The sequence below is a fragment of the Roseateles toxinivorans genome (assembly GCF_004362525.1).
Taxonomy (GTDB): domain Bacteria; phylum Pseudomonadota; class Gammaproteobacteria; order Burkholderiales; family Burkholderiaceae_C; genus Paucibacter; species Paucibacter toxinivorans.
In genome coordinates, this window is the sequence record NZ_SNXS01000001.1 from 259,836 (window position 1) to 276,201 (window position 16,366).

Sequence of the window (16,366 nt, forward strand, 5' to 3'; positions counted from 1 at the left end):
TCCTTGAGACCGCGCTCATTTGTGCGCAACAGCCCTTGCCGTTGCGTGACATGCGAACGCTGTTTGCCGATGAAATCGGCCCCGATACCCTGCGCAGCCTGCTCGACGAGCTGACGCGCGACTGGGAGGGCCGCGGCGTGGAGCTGGTGGCTGTGGCCACGGGCTGGCGCTTCCAGAGCCGGCCCGAGTTGCGCGAGTACCTCGACCGGCTCAACCCCGAGAAGCCGCAACGCTATTCCAGGGCGGTGATGGAGACCCTGGCCATCATTGCCTACCGCCAGCCGGTGACGCGGGGCGATATCGAAGACATACGCGGTGTGGCCGTCACCAGCCAGATCGTCAAGCAGCTGGAAGATCGCGGCTGGGTCGAGGCCATCGGCTACCGCGAATCGCCGGGCCGGCCGGCCCTGCTGGCAACGACCAAGCAGTTTCTGGATGATCTGGGCCTGGCCAGCCTGGAGCAGTTGCCGCCGCTTGAGCATGGCACGCAGGTCACGCCGGCCTTCGAGCTGGCCCTGGCCGACCAGCCCTCGTTGCTGGAAGACGGCCAGGCCGATCTGCCACTCGATGCGGGGGCCGAGGTGCCGCCGACCGAAGCTTCGGCCCCGGCCGTCGAATTGATTGAAGTACAAGAGTCCCCTGTTGCAGTCGGTGAGCCGCTTGCAACCTCCCTCCCACCCGCTGAGCCGGGCCCCGAGTCTGACGACGCTGACAAGGCGCAACGCGACGCATGAAACCTGACCAAACCGACCCCACCCTGACCCCCGCTGCAGACGAGGCCGCGCCCAAGCGACGCCGCACGCGCAAGCCTGCCGACGAGGCCGCCGCGCCAGCAGCAGTGCCCGTCGAAGCGCCGGTTGCGGCCGCTTTGTTCGGCGATGCGGCCGAGGCAGCGCCCAAGGTGCGCAAACCCCGGGCCAAGAAGGTGAGCGCAGAGGCTGCGGTGGAAGCCCCCGTCGAGACGCCGGCGGTCGAACCGGCCGTGTCGGCCGACGCCCCGGCCGCCAAGCGCCCAGCGCGGTCGCGCGCCAAGCCCAAGGCTGAGGCGGCCGAGGCTGTGGCCGAGCCGGTTGCACAAGCCGCCCCGGTTGCCGAGGTGCGCGTGGAGTCCACGGGCGCATCGACCGAAGCCGGTCCGCGCGAAGAGGGTGGTGGCGACGATGGCGAGGGTGAGCAGGGCGGCGAACGCGGTCCGCGCTCCGGCCGCAACCGCCGCCGTGGCCGCAAGGGCCGCGCGCAAGACGGCGATCAGCCGCGTGTCCAGGGCCAGGAGCAGCGTCCCCAGGCGCCCGCCGTGGCGCTGGCGCCCGAGGTGCAGGCCGAGGCCGGCGCCTTGTTTGCCCAGGTGCTGACCGGTGACTTCGACGCCGCAGGTGACGCGCCGGAGCATTCGCAGGACGACGACGAGGAAGACGACGACCGCGATTTTGATGAGGACGATGGCGACGACGATGGCGACGAAATCGAAGGCCAGACCAAACGCGTGCTGGCCCCCGATGCCGATGCGCCCAAGCTGCACAAGGTGCTGGCCCAGGCCGGCATCGGCTCGCGCCGCGAGATGGAAGAGCTGATTCTCGATGGCCGCATCACCGTCAATGGCGAGGCGGCCCATATCGGCCAGCGCATTTCCTATGGCGACCAGATCCGTGTCGGTGGCAAGCCGATACGCTTTCGCATTGCCGCGCCTACGCCGCGCATCCTGGCCTATCACAAGCCGACCGGCGAAGTGGTCTCGCACAACGACCCGGAGAACCGCCCGACCGTGTTCCGCCACCTGCCGCGCCTGCAGCAGGGCAAGTGGCAGTCGGTCGGCCGTCTGGACCTGAACACCGAAGGCCTGTTGCTGTTCACCACCTCCGGTGATCTGGCCAACCAGCTGATGCACCCGCGCTTCGGCGTCGAGCGCGAGTACGCCGTGCGCGTGCTGGGCACCCTGACCGACGATCAGCGCAACCGCCTGCTGGAAGGCGTGATCATCGAGGGCCAGAAGGCCGGCTTCAAGAGCATCGAGGATGGCGGCGGTGAGGGCGTGAACCACTGGTATCGGGTCATCATCACCGAAGGCCGCAACCGTGAAGTGCGCAAGCTGTTCGACGCGGTGGGCCTGACGGTCAGCCGCCTGATCCGCATCCGCTACGGCACCGTGGTGCTGCCGCGCGGCCTCAAGCGTGGCGTCTGGGTCGAGCTGGGTGAGAGCGATGTCAGCACGATACGCCGCCTGGCCGGTGGTGACCGCCAGCAGCAGAATCAGCAGGGCCGGGGCGACAACCAGCCGCGCAATGACGGGCGCAACAACGACGGCCGCGGTGGCCGCAACAATGAAGCCCGCGGTCCGAACCGCGGGCAAGGCCCGCAGCAGGGCGGCGGCCAGCAGCAACGGGGCCCGGACGGCAACCAGCAGCGCGGTCGCCGTGGTGAGCCGCGCCAGGGCGGGCAGGGCGGCAATCAGGGGCCGCGCGACGAGCAACGTGGCCCGGATCGCAATGTCGAGCGCAATCTCGACCAGAGCGCGCCGCGCGACCGCGACGACGAGTTCGACGATGACGATCTGCCGCGCGGCGTGATCCCGAATCCGCTGGAGCAGACCTTTGACAAGCGCTTTGTCAAGGGCGGCGGTCGAGGCGGCCTCGGCGGTTTCGGCCCCGGCGGTTCCAGCCCCATTCATGATCGCGGCCCGCAAGGCCGTGGGGGGCAGGGTCGCGGCCCAGGGCGCCAGGGTGGCGGCAACAAGGAAGACGGTCCGCGTCAACCCGATCCGCTGCAGACCTCGGTTGGCTACATCGGCGCCGACGCCTTCATGCAGCGAGCCCGTGGCGGCAAGCGCGGCGGTGGCGGTGGCGGTGGTGGCGGTGGAGGTGGCGGAGGAGGTCGCGGCTTTGGCGGGGGCTCCGGCGGCGGCGGCGGTGGCCGCGGCTTTGGTGGGGGCGGCGGTGGCGGTGGTGGTAACCGCGGCGGCGGCCGCGGTCGCTAAGGCGCAGGCCCAGCCCCGCTATTCGCTGGTCTGACATCCCTTGATGTCAGGCCGGCACGTTCCCAAGCTACAATCCAAGGCTTTGCTAAGTCTTTGAATTCAGGAGAATTTCACCATGGCGATCGAACGCACTCTGTCCATCATCAAGCCCGATGCCGTGGCTAAAAATGTCATCGGCCAAATCTATGCCCGCTTCGAAGGCGCTGGCCTGAAGGTGGTTGCCGCCAAGATGGCCCACCTGTCGCGTGGCGAGGCCGAAGCCTTTTATGCCGTGCACAAGGCCCGTCCCTTCTTCAACGACCTGGTCAACTTCATGATCTCCGGTCCGGTGATGATCCAGGCGCTGGAAGGCGAAGGCGCCATCGCCAAGAACCGTGACCTGATGGGCGCCACGGACCCGAAGAAGGCCGAGAAGGGCACCATCCGTGCCGACTTCGCCGACAGCATCGACGCCAATGCCGTGCACGGCTCGGACGCTGCCGAGACGGCTGCCGCCGAAGTGGCATTCTTCTTCCCCGGCATGAACGTTTACAGCCGCTGAAGGCGGTCTGCACCTCTTGAAGCCTCGGCAACAAGAGGCGCTTGAGAGGATGGATATGGACGCGGTCAACCTGCTTGGATTCGATCTGGAAGGCCTGGCCGCGTTTTGCGAGCAGCTGGGGGAAAAGCGCTTTCGCGCCACCCAGCTGTTCCGCTGGATTCATCAAAAGGGTGCGGCGGACTTCAACGCCATGTCCGATCTGGCCAAGTCGCTGCGCGACAAGCTGGCCACCCGCGCGGTCATCACCGCGCTGCCCATCATCAGCGAGCATGTCTCGCTAGATGGCACCGTCAAGTGGCTGTTCGACGTCGGTGCCGGCGATGCTGTCGAGGCGGTGTTCATCCCCGAAGACGACCGCGGCACGCTGTGCATCTCGTCGCAGGCCGGTTGCGCCGTTGGCTGCCGTTTCTGCTCCACCGGCCATCAGGGCTTCAGCCGCAATCTGACCACGGCCGAGATCCTGGCCCAGCTCTGGTTTGCCGAGCACACGCTGCGCAAGCGCCTGGGTTCGGATGAGCGCGTCATCAGCAATGTGGTGATGATGGGCATGGGCGAGCCGCTGCAGAACTACGCGGCCCTGGTGCCGGCGTTGAAAGTGATGCTGGACGACCATGGCTACGGCCTGTCGCGCCGCCGCGTCACGGTCTCGACCTCGGGCGTTGTGCCCATGATCGACCGCCTGCGCGACGACTGCCCGGTGGCCCTGGCCGTGTCGCTGCACGCGCCGCTGGACCCGCTGCGCGACATGCTGGTGCCGCTGAACAAGAAGTACCCGATCGCCGAGTTGCTGGACGCCTGCAATCGCTATCTGGACAAGGCGCCGCGCGACTTCATCACCTTTGAATACTGCATGCTGGACGGCGTCAATGACACGCCGGAGCTGGCGGCCGAATTGGTCAAGTTGTTGCGTGGTCACGTGTCGTGCAAGATCAATCTGATCCCGTTCAACCCGTTCCCGGCCTCGGGCCTGAAGCGCAGCCCGCGCGAGCGCGTCACGGCCTTTGCCAAGATCCTGCAGGACGCGGGCCTGATCACCACGGTGCGCAAGACCCGCGGCGATGATATCGACGCTGCCTGTGGTCAACTCGCGGGTGAGGTACAAGACCGAACCCGTGCGCACATCCGCATGGTGCGAGCCCCGGTGAAGGCGCCGGGAACAGAACAAGACAGTCCCCAGTGAGCTCCTCAAGGAGCTGGCTGAGCGATTTGAGAGAGGCGGCAATGAGCATTGGTTGGTGGCAATGGCGTTTGTGCTTGGCCTTGACGGCCGTCGTCGGCCTGGCTGGCTGTGGTGCGACGGGCATGACGGGCGGGTCCACCGCCGGCCCTCAGATCCGCACCGAGTCCGATCAGACCGACAACGACCGGCGCGCCAAGGTGCGGCTGGAGCTGGCCGAGGGCTATTTCTCGCGCGGCCAATACACAACGGCGCTGGACGAGGTCAAGCAGGCCTTTGCCGCCAAGCCCGAGCTGATCGAAGGCTACAACCTGCGTGGCCTGATCTATGCCGCCATGGGCGAGGATGCCCTGGCCGAGGACAGCTTCCGCCGGGCGCTGGCCATCAATGGCCGCGATGCCGATGCGCTGCACAACTATGGTTGGTTCCTGTGCCAGCATCAGCGCTGGGCTGCTGCCACTGCGCAGTTCGATCTGGCCATTGCCTTGCCGCAGTACCGTGGCGTGTCCCGCACCCTGCTGGCCAAGGGCGTCTGCCAGGCCCGTGCCGGCCAGTGGATGGAGGCTGAGGGCACCTTGCTGCGTGCGTTCGAACTCGATCCGACCAGCCCGGCGGTGACCGTCAATCTGGCCGAGGTGCTGTACCGTCGCGAAGACCTCGACCGCGCCCGTTTCTATATCCGCCGCGTCAACAGCCAGGCCGATCTGCTCAGTGCCCAGACCCTGTGGCTGGCCCTGCGCATCGAGCGCAAGCTGGGCAATACCCAGTCGGTGCGCGAACTGGGCGACCAGATGCTTAAACGCTTTCCTAGATCCCAAGAGGCCCTGGCCTTCGAGAATGGACGATTCGATGACTGAGGATTCCGGTACGCCCGCACCGATGGGGCTGACCGCGGCCGATGTGCCCCGCACGGCCGGCGCCTTGTTGCGTCAGGCCCGTCAGGCCAAGGGCCTGCATATCGCCGCGTTGGCGGCCTCCTTGAAAGTGCCGCAGCGCAAGCTGGAGGCGCTGGAGGGTGACCGCCACGAGGAACTGCTGGACGCCACCTTTGCCCGTGCGTTGGCCCAGACCATGTGCCGCTCGCTGAAGGTCGACCCAGCGCCGGTGCTGGCCCTGCTGCCGCACGCGGTGGATCCGGCGCTGGACCGCGTCGCCCAGGGGCTGAACCAGCCCTTCCGCGAGCGTCCGGGCCGCGAAGAGCCCCAGTCCTGGGCCTGGTTGAAGCGTCCCGGGCCATTGGCCGCCATCGTTCTGCTGACGGCCGCTGCCGCCGTCTATCTGGCGCCCAGCAGCCTGTGGAGCGGGCTGGGGCAGGGCGATGGCGTGAGTACGCCGAGTGCCGCGGCCTCGGAGCCGGTGTTCCCTCCGGCCGCCGCGAGTTCCGGCGTCAGCCCCGGTGAGCCCGCGGTCGAACTGCAGCCGGCGCCGTCGGCGGCCACGCCGACTCCCGTGGGAACTGTAGCGGCGACGGCGTCGGCCCCGGTATTGGCAGCGGTTTCGACAGCGAGCGCGGCAGCGGCCACCGGCAACGGTCCCCTGCGCCTCAGCGCACGCGCCCAGACCTGGGTCGAGGTGCGCGATGCCAACGAGCAGGTGCTTGCCATGCGCACGCTGGAAAGCGGCGAGCAGCTGGTGCTGGACGGCGCCATGCCCTTCAAGATCAAGATCGGCAATGCGGCCGGTGCCGAGGTCCAGTTCCGCGGCCAGCCGGTGGATCTGAGCATGCGCGCGGTCAACAACGTCGCCCGCTTTGAACTCAAGTAATCAGCAAGCAGCAGTCATCATGAGCGACTTCAACAACGATCTCGAAGAAGCCATCGCACCGGCCGTGGTGGCGCCGCGCCGCTCGCGCCAGGCCCAGGTGCGCTGGGGTGAACGCCTGGTCACCGTCGGTGGCAACGCCCCGGTGCGCGTGCAGTCGATGACCAATACCGACACGGTCGATGTGATAGGCACCGCCATCCAGGTCAAGGAGCTGGCGATTGCCGGCTCGGAGATGGTGCGCATCACCGTCAACACGCCCGAGGCGGCCGACGCCGTGCCCCATATCCGCGAGCAGCTCGACCGCATGGGCATAGACGTGCCGCTGGTCGGCGACTTCCACTACAACGGTCACCGCCTGCTGACCGAGCATCCGGCCATGGCCCGGGCCCTGTCCAAGTACCGTATCAACCCCGGCAATGTCGGCAAGGGGGACAAGAAGGACCGCCAGTTCGCGATGATGGTCGAGGCGGCGATGCAGTACGACAAGGTCGTGCGCATCGGCGTCAACTGGGGCAGCCTGGACCAGGAACTGCTGGCCCAGATGATGGACGACAACGCCAGGCGCGCGCAGCCCTGGGACGCCAAGCAGGTGATGTACCAGGCGCTGGTGCAGTCGGCGCTGAGCTCGGCCGCCTATGCGCGCGAGCTTGGCATGAACCCGGACAACATCATCATCAGCTGCAAGGTCAGTGGCGTGCAGGACCTGATCTCGGTATATCGCGCCCTGGCCCGACGCTGCGACTATGCGCTGCACCTGGGCCTGACCGAGGCCGGCATGGGCACCAAGGGCACGGTGGCCTCGGCCACGGCGCTCTCGATCCTGATGCAGGAGGGCATTGGCGACACCATTCGCGTCTCGCTGACGCCGCAGCCCGGCGAGGCCCGCACCCAGGAAGTGGTGGTTGCGCTGGAGATCCTGCAGTCGCTGGGCCTGCGCCACTTCAATCCCAGCGTCACCGCCTGCCCCGGCTGCGGCCGCACCACCAGCACCACCTTCCAGGAGCTGGCCAAGCAGATCGACGACTTCCTGCGCGAGCAGATGCCGCTCTGGCGCAGCCGGTACCCGGGCGTCGAGAACATGAAGGTGGCCGTGATGGGCTGCATCGTCAACGGCCCCGGCGAGAGCAAGCATGCCGACATCGGCATCAGCCTGCCCGGTACCGGCGAGGCACCGGCCGCACCCGTCTTCATCGACGGCGAGAAGGCCCTGACCCTGCGCGGCGCCGGCATTGCCACCGAGTTCCAGACCCTGGTCGAGGACTACATCGAAAAGCGTTTCGGCGCAAAGAGCGGCGTGGCCGCGTGAGATTGCATGACTGAACAGAAAAAGCAGCCGCAGCTCCAGGCGGTCAAGGGCATGAACGACATCCTGCCGCCGGAATCGGCGCGCTGGGAATGGCTGGAAGAGAAGATGCGCAGCGTGTTGCAGCGCTATGGCTACCAGAACGTGCGCACGCCCATCGTCGAACCCACGGCCCTGTTCGTGCGCGGCATCGGCGAGGTGACCGACATCGTCGAGAAGGAGATGTATGCCTTCGAAGACCGTGCGGACAAGCACGGCCAGGCCGAGCATCTGGCTCTGCGCCCCGAGATGACCGCCGGCGTGGTGCGCGCGATGACCGAGCATTCCTTTCTGCGCGACTCTGGCCGGCGCCTGTACTACTTCGGCGCGATGTTCCGCCGAGAGAAGCCGCAGAAGGGCCGCTACCGCCAGTTTCACCAGATGGGTATCGAGGCGCTGGGCTTTGCCGGCCCCGATGTGGACGCCGAGGTCATCCTGCTGGGCAACCGCCTGTTGCGCGAGCTGGGCCTGGTCGACGGCGAGCACTTCCATCTGGAGCTGAACTGCCTGGGCGAGGCCGACGAGCGCCGCGCCCACCGCGAGGCCTTGATCGCCCACCTCGAACAGCACATCGATCTGCTGGACGAGGACGGCAAGCGTCGCCTGCACACCAATCCGCTGCGCGTGCTCGACACCAAGAATCCGGCGCTGCAGGACATGGCCAATGCGGCTCCGAAGCTGCTGGACTTCCTGGGCGAGGCCTCGCTGGCTCACTTCAACGGCGTGCGCGCCATCCTTGACGCGGCCGGCGTCGCCTACCGCATCAACCCGCGCCTGGTGCGCGGCCTGGACTATTACAACCTGACCGTGTTCGAGTGGGTCACCGACAAGCTCGGCTCCCAGGGCACGGTCTGCGGCGGCGGGCGCTATGACGGTCTGATCGAACAATTGGGCGGCAAGCCGGCACCGGCGGTCGGCTTCGGCATGGGCATGGAGCGCATGCTGCTGCTGCTGGAGGAGGTGGGCGTGCCCGTGCCTCCGCAGGCGCCTGCGGTCTATGCCATCGTGCCCAGCGCTGCAGTTCTGCCCCAGGTCTTCGTCGTGCTGGAAGGGCTGCGCGCCGCCGGCGTGTCGGTGCAGATGCACCCGGGCCAGTCCGGCATGAAATCGCAGTTCAAGAAGGCCGACGGCAGTGGCGCGGCCTGGGCCCTGATCTTCGGCGACGACGAGGTGGCCCAGGGCCTGGTGGCCGTCAAGCATCTGCGCGACACCGCCGTGCCGCAAACCACCAGGTCGCTGGCTGACGTGTCAAGCTGGGCTTCCGAGCTCCTCCGCGCATAATCCCCGCTTTCCCTTTCTCTCTACCGATACAAACAGTCTCATGGCGTCTCCTCTCGATCTTGAAGAACAGGAACAGCTGGACCAGCTGAAGGCCTTCTGGAAGCAGTACGGCAATCTCATCACCTGGCTGATCACCCTGGTGCTTGCCGTCTATGCGGGATGGATGGGCTGGAACTGGTGGCAGCGCGATCAGGCCGTCAAGGCCTCCGCCATGTATGACGAACTCGACCGCGCCGCGGCGGCCGGCGAGGCCGACAAGGCCGGCCGCGTGTTCGCCGACATGAAGGAGCGCTTCCCGCGCACCGTGTTCACCCAGCAGGGCGCGCTGCTGACCGCCAAGGTCCAGTACGAGAAGGGCCAGGCCGAAGCGGCCCGCACCACGCTGACCTGGGTGGCCGACAACGCCGGTGAGGATGAGTACCGCTCGCTGGCCCAGATCCGGCTGGCCGGTCTGCTGCTCGAGGCCAAGCAGTTCGACGCCGCGCTGAAGGCGCTGGACACCGTCAAGAGCAAGGACTTCGAAGCGCTGGCCGCCGACCGCCGTGGCGACATCCTGATCGCGCAGGGCAAGGGCGACGAGGCCAAGGCCCAGTATCAGAAGGCTTACGACAGCATGGAGAAGACCCTGGACTACCGTCGATTGATCGAAGCCAAGCTGGCCGGCCTGGGCGTGCAGGCAGATGGCGCTGCCGCCAAGGCCGCTGCCGCAGGAGCCTCGAAATGATGCGCCTGCTTACACTGCGTCTGGCCCTGGGTCTGGGTCTGGCCGCCCTGCTGGGCGGCTGCTCGCTGTTCAGCAGTTCCAGCAAGAACAAGCCCACGCCGCTGGAAACCGTCGCGCCGCAGATTGCCGGCCGCGTGGTCTGGAACCAGCGGCTGGACAGCGTCAAGTTCCAGTTGGCACCTGCGGTCGTCGGGGGTAACTTCGTCGTCGCCGGCAGCGATGGCACCGTGACCGCGCTGTCCGCCGCGACCGGACAGACCGTCTGGCGCGTGCAGGTCGGTGAGCCGATCAGCGCTGGCGTGGGCAGCGATGGCCGCTTCTCGGCCGTCGTCACCCGTAACAACGACCTGGTGGTGATGGACGGCGAGCGCGTGCTGTGGCGCAAGCAGGTCGGCGCACCGGTCAGCACGGCGCCTCTTGTGGCCGGCGAGCGCGTGTTCGTGCAGCGTGTGGACCGGGTCGTTCAGGCCTTCGACGCGCTGGACGGCCGCAAGATCTTCGACCTGCGCCGGCCCGGCGAGGCCCTGACCCTGGCCCAGGCCGGCGTATTGGCCAGCTACAAGGACACCCTGATTGCAGGTCTTGGCCCGCGCCTGACCGGCCTGGATCCGGTCAACGGCAATGTGCGCTGGGAGGCCAGCGTGGCCAACCCCCGTGGCACCAACGAGGTCGAGCGCCTGTCCGACCTGCTCGGTCCTGTAGTGCGCGCCGGTGAAGTCATCTGTGTGCGCGCCTTCCAATCTGCCGTGGGCTGCGTCAACGCCGAACGTGGCACGGCGCTGTGGACGCGAAATGTCGGTGGCACCGACGCCATCGGCGGCGATGCCCAGGCGATCTTTGGTGCCGACGGCAGCGACCGCATCACCGCCTGGAAGACCGGCAGCGGTGACGTGATCTGGACCGCGGAGCAACTGCTGTACCGTGACCTGAGCGCGCCGCTGCTGCTGGGCAACACGGTGCTGTTCGGCGACTTCGAAGGCCAGGTGCACTTTCTCGCCCGCGACACCGGCAAAACCCAGCTGCGTGTGGCCACCGATGGCTCGCCCATCGTCGGCCGGCCGGTGGCCTCGGGCACAACCGTGCTGGTCGTGACGCGCAATGGCGGCCTGTTCGCCCTGCGTCCGGAATAACAAGGAAGCAATGAAACCCGTTATCGCCTTGGTGGGCCGCCCAAATGTGGGCAAGTCCACGCTGTTCAACCGCATGACCAAGAGCCGCGACGCGATCGTGGCCGATTTTGCGGGCCTGACCCGCGACCGCCACTACGGTGACGGCCGCCTGGGCGACCGTGAGTTCATCGTCGTGGACACCGGCGGTTTCGAGCCGACCAGCACCACCGGCATCGTCAAGGAAATGGCCAAGCAGACGCGCCAGGCGGTGGCCGAGGCCGATGCGGTGATCTTTGTTGTTGACGTGCGCATGGGCCTGTCGGGCCAGGACCATGACATCGCCCGCTACCTGCGCACCGCCAACAAGCGGGTGTTCGTGGCCGTGAACAAGGCCGAGGGCATGGCCGAGTCGCCGTTGCTGGCCGAATTCCATGAGCTGGGCATGGGCGACCCGATACCGATCTCCTCGGCGCACGGCCAGGGCATACGCAGCCTGCTCGACACCGTGCTGGACAGCTTCGACTACCCCGAGGAAGACGATGAAGCGGCCGACGACGGCGCGATCCGTCTGGCCGTGGCCGGCCGCCCGAATGTCGGCAAGAGCACCTTGATCAACACCTGGCTGGGCGAAGAGCGCCTGATTGCGTTCGACATGCCCGGCACGACGCGCGATGCGATCTCGGTGCCCTTCGAGCATGACGGCAAGCAGTTCAAGCTGATCGACACCGCCGGCCTGCGCCGCAAGGGCAAGGTCTTCGAGGCGATCGAGAAGTTCTCGGTCGTGAAGACGCTGCAGGCCATCTCGGACGCCAATGTCGTCGTGCTGCTGCTGGACGCCACCCAGGGCGTGACCGACCAGGACGCCCATATCGCCGGCTACATACTCGACAGCGGCCGCGCCGTCGTGATGGCCATCAACAAGTGGGACGCCATCGACAGCTACCAGCGCCAGATGCTGGAGCGCTCGATCGAGCAGCGCCTGGCCTTTCTGAAGTTCGCCCCGCTGCTGCAGATCTCGGCGCTGAAGCGCCAGGGCCTGGGCCCGCTGTGGAAGGCGATCGCCGACGCCCATGCCTCGGCCACCAAGAAGATGACCACGCCGGTGCTGACGCGCCTGATCCTTGAGGCCGTCCAGCACCAGACGCCGAAGAAAGTCGGCCATTTCCGGCCCAAGCTGCGCTATGCCCACCAGGGCGGCATGAACCCGCCGCTGGTCGTCATCCACGGCAATTCGCTGGCCGGGGTGACCGAGAGCTACAAGCGTTTCCTCGAAGCGCGCATCCGGGCCCACTACAAGCTGGTGGGCACGCCTTTGAAGATCGAGTTGCGTTCCTCCGAGAATCCCTTTGATCCCAAAGGATCGTGAAGCAGTGGGGGTAGAAACCCGACCCTGTGGTAACGTGCAGGCCTCTCTTCACTCTTTTCAACACGGAGAATATCGTGAGTAACAAAGGACAACTCCTGCAAGATCCTTTCCTGAACCTGCTGCGCAAGGAGCATGTGCCCGTGTCCATCTATTTGGTCAACGGCATCAAGCTCCAAGGGCATATCGAGTCCTTCGACCAGTATGTGGTCCTGCTGCGTAACACCGTCACGCAAATGGTCTACAAGCACGCCATCTCCACGGTGGTGCCGGGTCGGGCGGTCAACTTCCACACGGCCGAAGTTCCGGGCGAAGCGCCCTGAGCCTTGAGCCCACCCCGCACGGCGTGCCGCGCCGTGCCCCAACAGCTTCCACCAGCCCACCACAACCTTGAGTTCCTCGCCCCCCAACACCCCGCCACTGTCTGACGACACTGCGCGGGCCATTCTTGTGGGCGTCGATTTCGGTCGCGGCGCCAGCTTCGACCCTACCCTGGACGAGCTGGCCCTGCTGGCCGAGTCGGCCGGGGACTCCCCGGTGGCGCGAGTGATCGCCCGCCGCAAGGCGCCCGATGCCGCACTGTTCGTCGGGTCGGGCAAGGCTGACGAGATCAAGGCCCTGGTGCTGGGCCATCAGGCGCACACGGTGCTGTTCGATCAGGCGCTTTCGCCCGCGCAGCAGCGCAATCTGGAGCAGCACCTGGGCGTGCCGGTCGCAGACCGCACGGCCTTGATTCTCGAAATCTTCGCCGCCCGCGCCAAGAGCCATGAGGGCAAGCTTCAGGTCGAGCTGGCGCGGCTGCAATACCTGTCCACCCGCCTGGTGCGGCGCTGGAGCCATCTGGAGCGGCAGAGCGGCGGCATCGGCATGCGCGGCGGTCCGGGCGAGGCCCAGATCGAGCTGGACCGTCGCATGATTGGCGAGCGCATCAAGTCGGTCAAGGAGCGCCTGGTCAAGGTCAAGCGCCAGCGCAACACGCAGCGCCGCGCCCGCGAGCGCAACAACAATTTCAGCGTCGCCCTGGTCGGCTACACGAATGCCGGCAAGTCCACGCTGTTCAATGCCTTGGTCAAGGCCCGCGCCTATGCTGCCGACCAGCTGTTCGCCACGCTGGACACGACCACCCGCCAGCTCTATCTCGAAGAAGCCGGCCGCAGCGTGTCGCTGTCGGACACGGTGGGTTTCATCCGCGATCTGCCACACAAGCTGGTGGAGGCGTTCCAGGCCACCTTGCGCGAGGCCACCGAGGCCGATCTGCTGCTGCACGTGATCGACGCCGCTTCGCCGGTGCTGGACGAGCAGATGGAGGAGGTGGATCGCGTGCTGGCCGAAATCGGCGCCGATGGCATTCCGCAAATCCTCGTCTTCAACAAGCAGGACCTGCTGGAAGAGAGCCAGCGCCCGCGCGTGGCCAGCGATTGGCTGGAACTCCCGGGCGGTATACGGGTCCAGCGCGTGTTCGTTTCCTCGCTGACCGGCGAGGGGCTGGACCTGCTGCGCCGAGAAATCACCCGCACAATGCAGGAACTTGAGGCCAGGGCGCTATTGAATAAGGCCGCCGGCCTCCCACATGATGACGTGGATCCGCGCGAGCGGGTCATCGAAGAAGACTTTGACGACGACGCCGATCCGGCGACCGGAACCCAATCAACAAAGCCATGAATATGAGAACTCAGCAGTCCGCATCCGCACCTTTCGGGGAGCGCCTGGCGCAAGTGGCATCCGCTGCGCGAGCCCTGCTGGCCGGTCGCGGCTGGCGGGCCGGCCGCCATCTGAACAACGGCCGCAACGAGGGCCCGCCCGATCTCGATGAGCTGTGGAAGGACTTCAACCGCAAGCTCAGCGGCCTGTTCGGCGGCAAGGGCGGCGGCGGTGGTGGTGGCAGCAACAACGGCGGCGGCTCCGGCGGCAATGGCCCGAACTTCCAGCCCGACATGAAGAGTGCGGGCATAGGCGCCGGCCTGATTGGCGGCGTGGTGTTGCTGGCCTGGTTGGGCAGCGGCTTCTTCATCGTCCAGGAAGGTCAGCAGTCCGTCGTGACCTCCTTCGGCAAATACAGCAAGACGGTTGACGCCGGCTTCCAGTGGCGTCTGCCTTACCCCTTCCAGGGCAATGAAACGGTGCCGGTGACGCAGCTGCGCACGGTCGAGGTCGGGCGCAATGCGGTGGTGCAGGCGATCGGCCTACGCGACTCGTCGATGCTGACCCAGGACGAGAACATCGTCGATATCCGCTTCACCGTCCAGTACCGGCTGAAGGATGCGCGCGACTATCTGTTCGAGAACAACAGCCCCGATGGTGCCGTGGTGCAGGCCTCGGAGTCGGCCGTGCGCGAGATCGTCGGCCGCAGCAATATGGATTCGGTGCTCTACGAGCAGCGCGATGCCATTGCCTCCGAGCTGGGCAAGTCGGTGCAGGTGCAGCTGGATCGACTGAAGGCCGGCATCCTGATCGTCAACGTCAATGTGCAGAGCGTGCAGGCACCGGATCAGGTGCAGGCGGCCTTCGACGATGCCTTCAAGGCCGGCGCCGACCGTGAGCGCCTGAAGAATGAGGGTCAGGCCTATGCCAATGACGTGATCCCCAAGGCGCAGGGCACGGCCGCGCGTCTGCGCGAGGAGGCCGAGGCCTACAAGGCGCGGGTGGTCGCGCAGGCCGAGGGTGACTCGCAACGCTTCAAGAGCGTGCTGACCGAGTACCAGAAGGCGCCCGCGGTGACCCGTGATCGCCTCTATATCGACACGATGCAGCAGGTCTACTCCAATGTCTCCAAGGTGATGGTGGACTCGCGCAACGGCTCCAATCTGCTGTACCTGCCGCTGGACAAGCTGATCCAGCAGGCAGGCTCGGTGTCGGCCACCGCGCCGGTGGTGGTGACGCCGCCGGCCGAGGCCGGCAGCATCCCCGCCACGACCGATGTGCGCTCGCGCGATGGTTCGCGCAGCCGCGACCGCGACGGCCGCTAACAGCAGCAGGACTATTCAGCCATGAACCGTATTGCCTCCATTCTTGCCGCCCTGCTGGCCCTGTTCCTGCTCGCCAGCTCCACCCTTTTCATTGTCGATCAGCGCCAGTTCGCCGTGGTCTATGCGCTGGGCGAGATCAAGGAAGTGCTGACCGAGCCCGGCCTCAAGTTCAAGCTGCCGCCACCGTTCCAGAATGTGGTGTTCCTGGACCGCCGCGTGCAGACGCTGGACAGCCCGGAATCGCGCCCCATCTTCACCGCCGAGAAGAAGAGCCTGGTGATCGACTGGCTGGTCAAGTGGCGTGTGGCCGAGCCGCGCCAGTTCATCCGCAACAACGGTGTGGACATGCGCACCATAGAGTCGCGTCTGAGCCCGATTGTGCAGGCGGCGCTGAACGAAGAGATCACCAAGCGCACCGTGCGCGGCGTGCTCGCCACCGAACGCGAGAAGGTCATGCAGGACGTGGGCAAGCGCCTGCAGGAAGAGGCCAAGTCTTTCGGTATCGAGATCGTGGACGTGCGCATCAAGCGTGTGGACTTCTCGGTCAACATCACCGAGTCGGTCTATCGCCGCATGGAGTCCGAACGCAAGCGCGTCGCCAATGAGCTGCGCTCCACCGGTTCGGCCGACAGCGAAAAGATCCGCGCCGACGCCGACCGCCAGCGCGAGGTGATCGTTGCCGAGGCCTATCGCGATGCCCAGAAGGTCAAGGGCGAGGGCGATGCCAAGGCCTCGGCCCTGTATGCCGAGTCCTTCGGTCGCGACCCTCAGTTCGCCCAGTTCTACCGCAGCCTTGAGGCCTACCGTTCGAGCTTCCGCAACAAGTCGGACGTCATGGTCGTCGACCCCGGCAGCGAGTTCTTCAAGGCCATGCGCGGCAATTCGATGCCGAGCGCACCGGCGGCACCGCGCAAGTAAGCGCATGAGCGCCGATCTGCAGCAGGCGCTGCTGGGCGCCTTCGCCCTGATGCTGGTGATCGAGGGCCTGCTGCCTTTCCTGAGCCCGGCGAAATGGCGGGAAATGTTTGCCCGTGCGCTTCAGCTCAGCGACGGGCAGATTCGCTTCATTGCGCTGAGCTCGATGCTCACCGGCCTGGTGCTGCTGCTGTTCTTCTGGCAGTGATCGAT

General features: G+C 66.6%; 16 protein-coding genes. All 16 read left to right on the forward strand.

Going from position 1 to position 16,366, the window contains the following annotated elements; translation table 11 throughout:
- The first annotated feature begins 50 nt into the window (after positions 1–50).
- The 16 genes from scpB (at position 51) to DES47_RS01270 (ending at position 16,361) form a co-directional block, all read left to right on the forward strand.
- Positions 51–734 carry an SMC-Scp complex subunit ScpB gene (gene scpB / locus DES47_RS01195; protein ID WP_425057396.1) on the forward strand — a complete coding sequence of 228 codons (684 nt, stop codon included), beginning with the start codon at positions 51–53 and terminating at the stop codon, positions 732–734.
- Positions 731–2,971 (forward strand): pseudouridine synthase, encoded by a 2,241-nt coding sequence (locus DES47_RS01200; RefSeq protein WP_208114877.1) that lies wholly within the window; start codon positions 731–733, stop codon positions 2,969–2,971. Before scpB ends, DES47_RS01200 begins: the two co-directional genes overlap by 4 nt.
- Positions 2,972–3,086: 115 nt before the next feature.
- On the forward strand, positions 3,087–3,512 hold the full coding sequence (gene ndk, locus DES47_RS01205) for a nucleoside-diphosphate kinase (protein WP_133698841.1): 426 nt from the start codon (positions 3,087–3,089) through the stop codon (positions 3,510–3,512).
- 55 nt (positions 3,513–3,567) lie between these two features.
- Entirely contained in the window at positions 3,568–4,692 is a 1,125-nt protein-coding gene (rlmN, locus tag DES47_RS01210) for a dual-specificity RNA methyltransferase RlmN (protein WP_133698842.1), read from the forward strand.
- 41 nt (positions 4,693–4,733) lie between these two features.
- A complete protein-coding gene (gene pilW / locus DES47_RS01215; protein ID WP_133698843.1) occupies positions 4,734–5,546 on the forward strand; it encodes a type IV pilus biogenesis/stability protein PilW in 813 nt (270 codons plus the stop codon).
- Entirely contained in the window at positions 5,539–6,453 is a 915-nt protein-coding gene (locus tag DES47_RS01220) for a helix-turn-helix domain-containing protein (RefSeq protein ID WP_166651802.1), read from the forward strand. Before pilW ends, DES47_RS01220 begins: the two co-directional genes overlap by 8 nt.
- A gap of 19 nt (positions 6,454–6,472) precedes the next feature.
- On the forward strand, positions 6,473–7,759 hold the full coding sequence (gene ispG, locus DES47_RS01225; RefSeq protein ID WP_133698845.1) for a flavodoxin-dependent (E)-4-hydroxy-3-methylbut-2-enyl-diphosphate synthase: 1,287 nt from the start codon (positions 6,473–6,475) through the stop codon (positions 7,757–7,759).
- Positions 7,760–7,765: 6 nt separating this feature from the next.
- Positions 7,766–9,076: a histidine--tRNA ligase gene (hisS, locus tag DES47_RS01230; RefSeq protein WP_133698846.1), complete on the forward strand. Its 1,311-nt coding sequence runs from the start codon at positions 7,766–7,768 to the stop codon at positions 9,074–9,076.
- Between the two features lie 40 nt (positions 9,077–9,116).
- Complete coding sequence (locus tag DES47_RS01235) at positions 9,117–9,800, forward strand: YfgM family protein (RefSeq protein WP_133698847.1); 684 nt, start codon at positions 9,117–9,119, stop codon at positions 9,798–9,800.
- Positions 9,797–10,930, forward strand: coding sequence for an outer membrane protein assembly factor BamB (bamB, locus tag DES47_RS01240; protein WP_133698848.1), 1,134 nt, complete (start codon positions 9,797–9,799; stop codon positions 10,928–10,930). The genes DES47_RS01235 and bamB overlap by 4 nt, the downstream gene beginning before the upstream one ends.
- 10 nt (positions 10,931–10,940) lie before the next feature.
- Positions 10,941–12,275, forward strand: coding sequence for a ribosome biogenesis GTPase Der (gene der / locus DES47_RS01245; RefSeq protein ID WP_133698849.1), 1,335 nt, complete (start codon positions 10,941–10,943; stop codon positions 12,273–12,275).
- A 74-nt stretch (positions 12,276–12,349) separates the two neighbouring features.
- Entirely contained in the window at positions 12,350–12,595 is a 246-nt protein-coding gene (gene hfq / locus DES47_RS01250; RefSeq protein ID WP_133698850.1) for an RNA chaperone Hfq, read from the forward strand.
- A 67-nt stretch (positions 12,596–12,662) separates the two neighbouring features.
- On the forward strand, positions 12,663–13,934 hold the full coding sequence (hflX, locus tag DES47_RS01255) for a GTPase HflX (protein WP_243748110.1): 1,272 nt from the start codon (positions 12,663–12,665) through the stop codon (positions 13,932–13,934).
- A 2-nt stretch (positions 13,935–13,936) separates the two neighbouring features.
- A complete protein-coding gene (gene hflK, locus DES47_RS01260; RefSeq protein ID WP_425057408.1) occupies positions 13,937–15,238 on the forward strand; it encodes an FtsH protease activity modulator HflK in 1,302 nt (433 codons plus the stop codon).
- A 21-nt stretch (positions 15,239–15,259) separates the two neighbouring features.
- Positions 15,260–16,156: a protease modulator HflC gene (gene hflC / locus DES47_RS01265; RefSeq protein WP_133698852.1), complete on the forward strand. Its 897-nt coding sequence runs from the start codon at positions 15,260–15,262 to the stop codon at positions 16,154–16,156.
- Between the two features lie 4 nt (positions 16,157–16,160).
- Complete coding sequence (locus DES47_RS01270) at positions 16,161–16,361, forward strand: DUF2065 domain-containing protein (protein WP_208114878.1); 201 nt, start codon at positions 16,161–16,163, stop codon at positions 16,359–16,361.
- Positions 16,362–16,366: the final 5 nt, after the last annotated feature.

What these genes read in the sequence shown, in the direction of transcription:
- DES47_RS01220 (WP_166651802.1), top strand. Translation starts at nt 5,539, where the DNA reads ATGACTGAGGATTCCGGTACGCCCGCACCGATGGGGCTGACCGCGGCC.
- DES47_RS01200 (WP_208114877.1), top strand. Translation starts at nt 731, where the DNA reads ATGAAACCTGACCAAACCGACCCCACCCTGACCCCCGCTGCAGACGAG.
- ndk (WP_133698841.1), top strand. Translation starts at nt 3,087, where the DNA reads ATGGCGATCGAACGCACTCTGTCCATCATCAAGCCCGATGCCGTGGCT.
- hflC (WP_133698852.1), top strand. Translation starts at nt 15,260, where the DNA reads ATGAACCGTATTGCCTCCATTCTTGCCGCCCTGCTGGCCCTGTTCCTG.
- DES47_RS01235 (WP_133698847.1), top strand. Translation starts at nt 9,117, where the DNA reads ATGGCGTCTCCTCTCGATCTTGAAGAACAGGAACAGCTGGACCAGCTG.
- ispG (WP_133698845.1), top strand. Translation starts at nt 6,473, where the DNA reads ATGAGCGACTTCAACAACGATCTCGAAGAAGCCATCGCACCGGCCGTG.
- hflK (WP_425057408.1), top strand. Translation starts at nt 13,937, where the DNA reads ATGAGAACTCAGCAGTCCGCATCCGCACCTTTCGGGGAGCGCCTGGCG.
- scpB (WP_425057396.1), top strand. Translation starts at nt 51, where the DNA reads ATGCGAACGCTGTTTGCCGATGAAATCGGCCCCGATACCCTGCGCAGC.
- bamB (WP_133698848.1), top strand. Translation starts at nt 9,797, where the DNA reads ATGATGCGCCTGCTTACACTGCGTCTGGCCCTGGGTCTGGGTCTGGCC.
- pilW (WP_133698843.1), top strand. Translation starts at nt 4,734, where the DNA reads ATGAGCATTGGTTGGTGGCAATGGCGTTTGTGCTTGGCCTTGACGGCC.
- hisS (WP_133698846.1), top strand. Translation starts at nt 7,766, where the DNA reads ATGACTGAACAGAAAAAGCAGCCGCAGCTCCAGGCGGTCAAGGGCATG.
- der (WP_133698849.1), top strand. Translation starts at nt 10,941, where the DNA reads ATGAAACCCGTTATCGCCTTGGTGGGCCGCCCAAATGTGGGCAAGTCC.
- rlmN (WP_133698842.1), top strand. Translation starts at nt 3,568, where the DNA reads ATGGACGCGGTCAACCTGCTTGGATTCGATCTGGAAGGCCTGGCCGCG.
- DES47_RS01270 (WP_208114878.1), top strand. Translation starts at nt 16,161, where the DNA reads ATGAGCGCCGATCTGCAGCAGGCGCTGCTGGGCGCCTTCGCCCTGATG.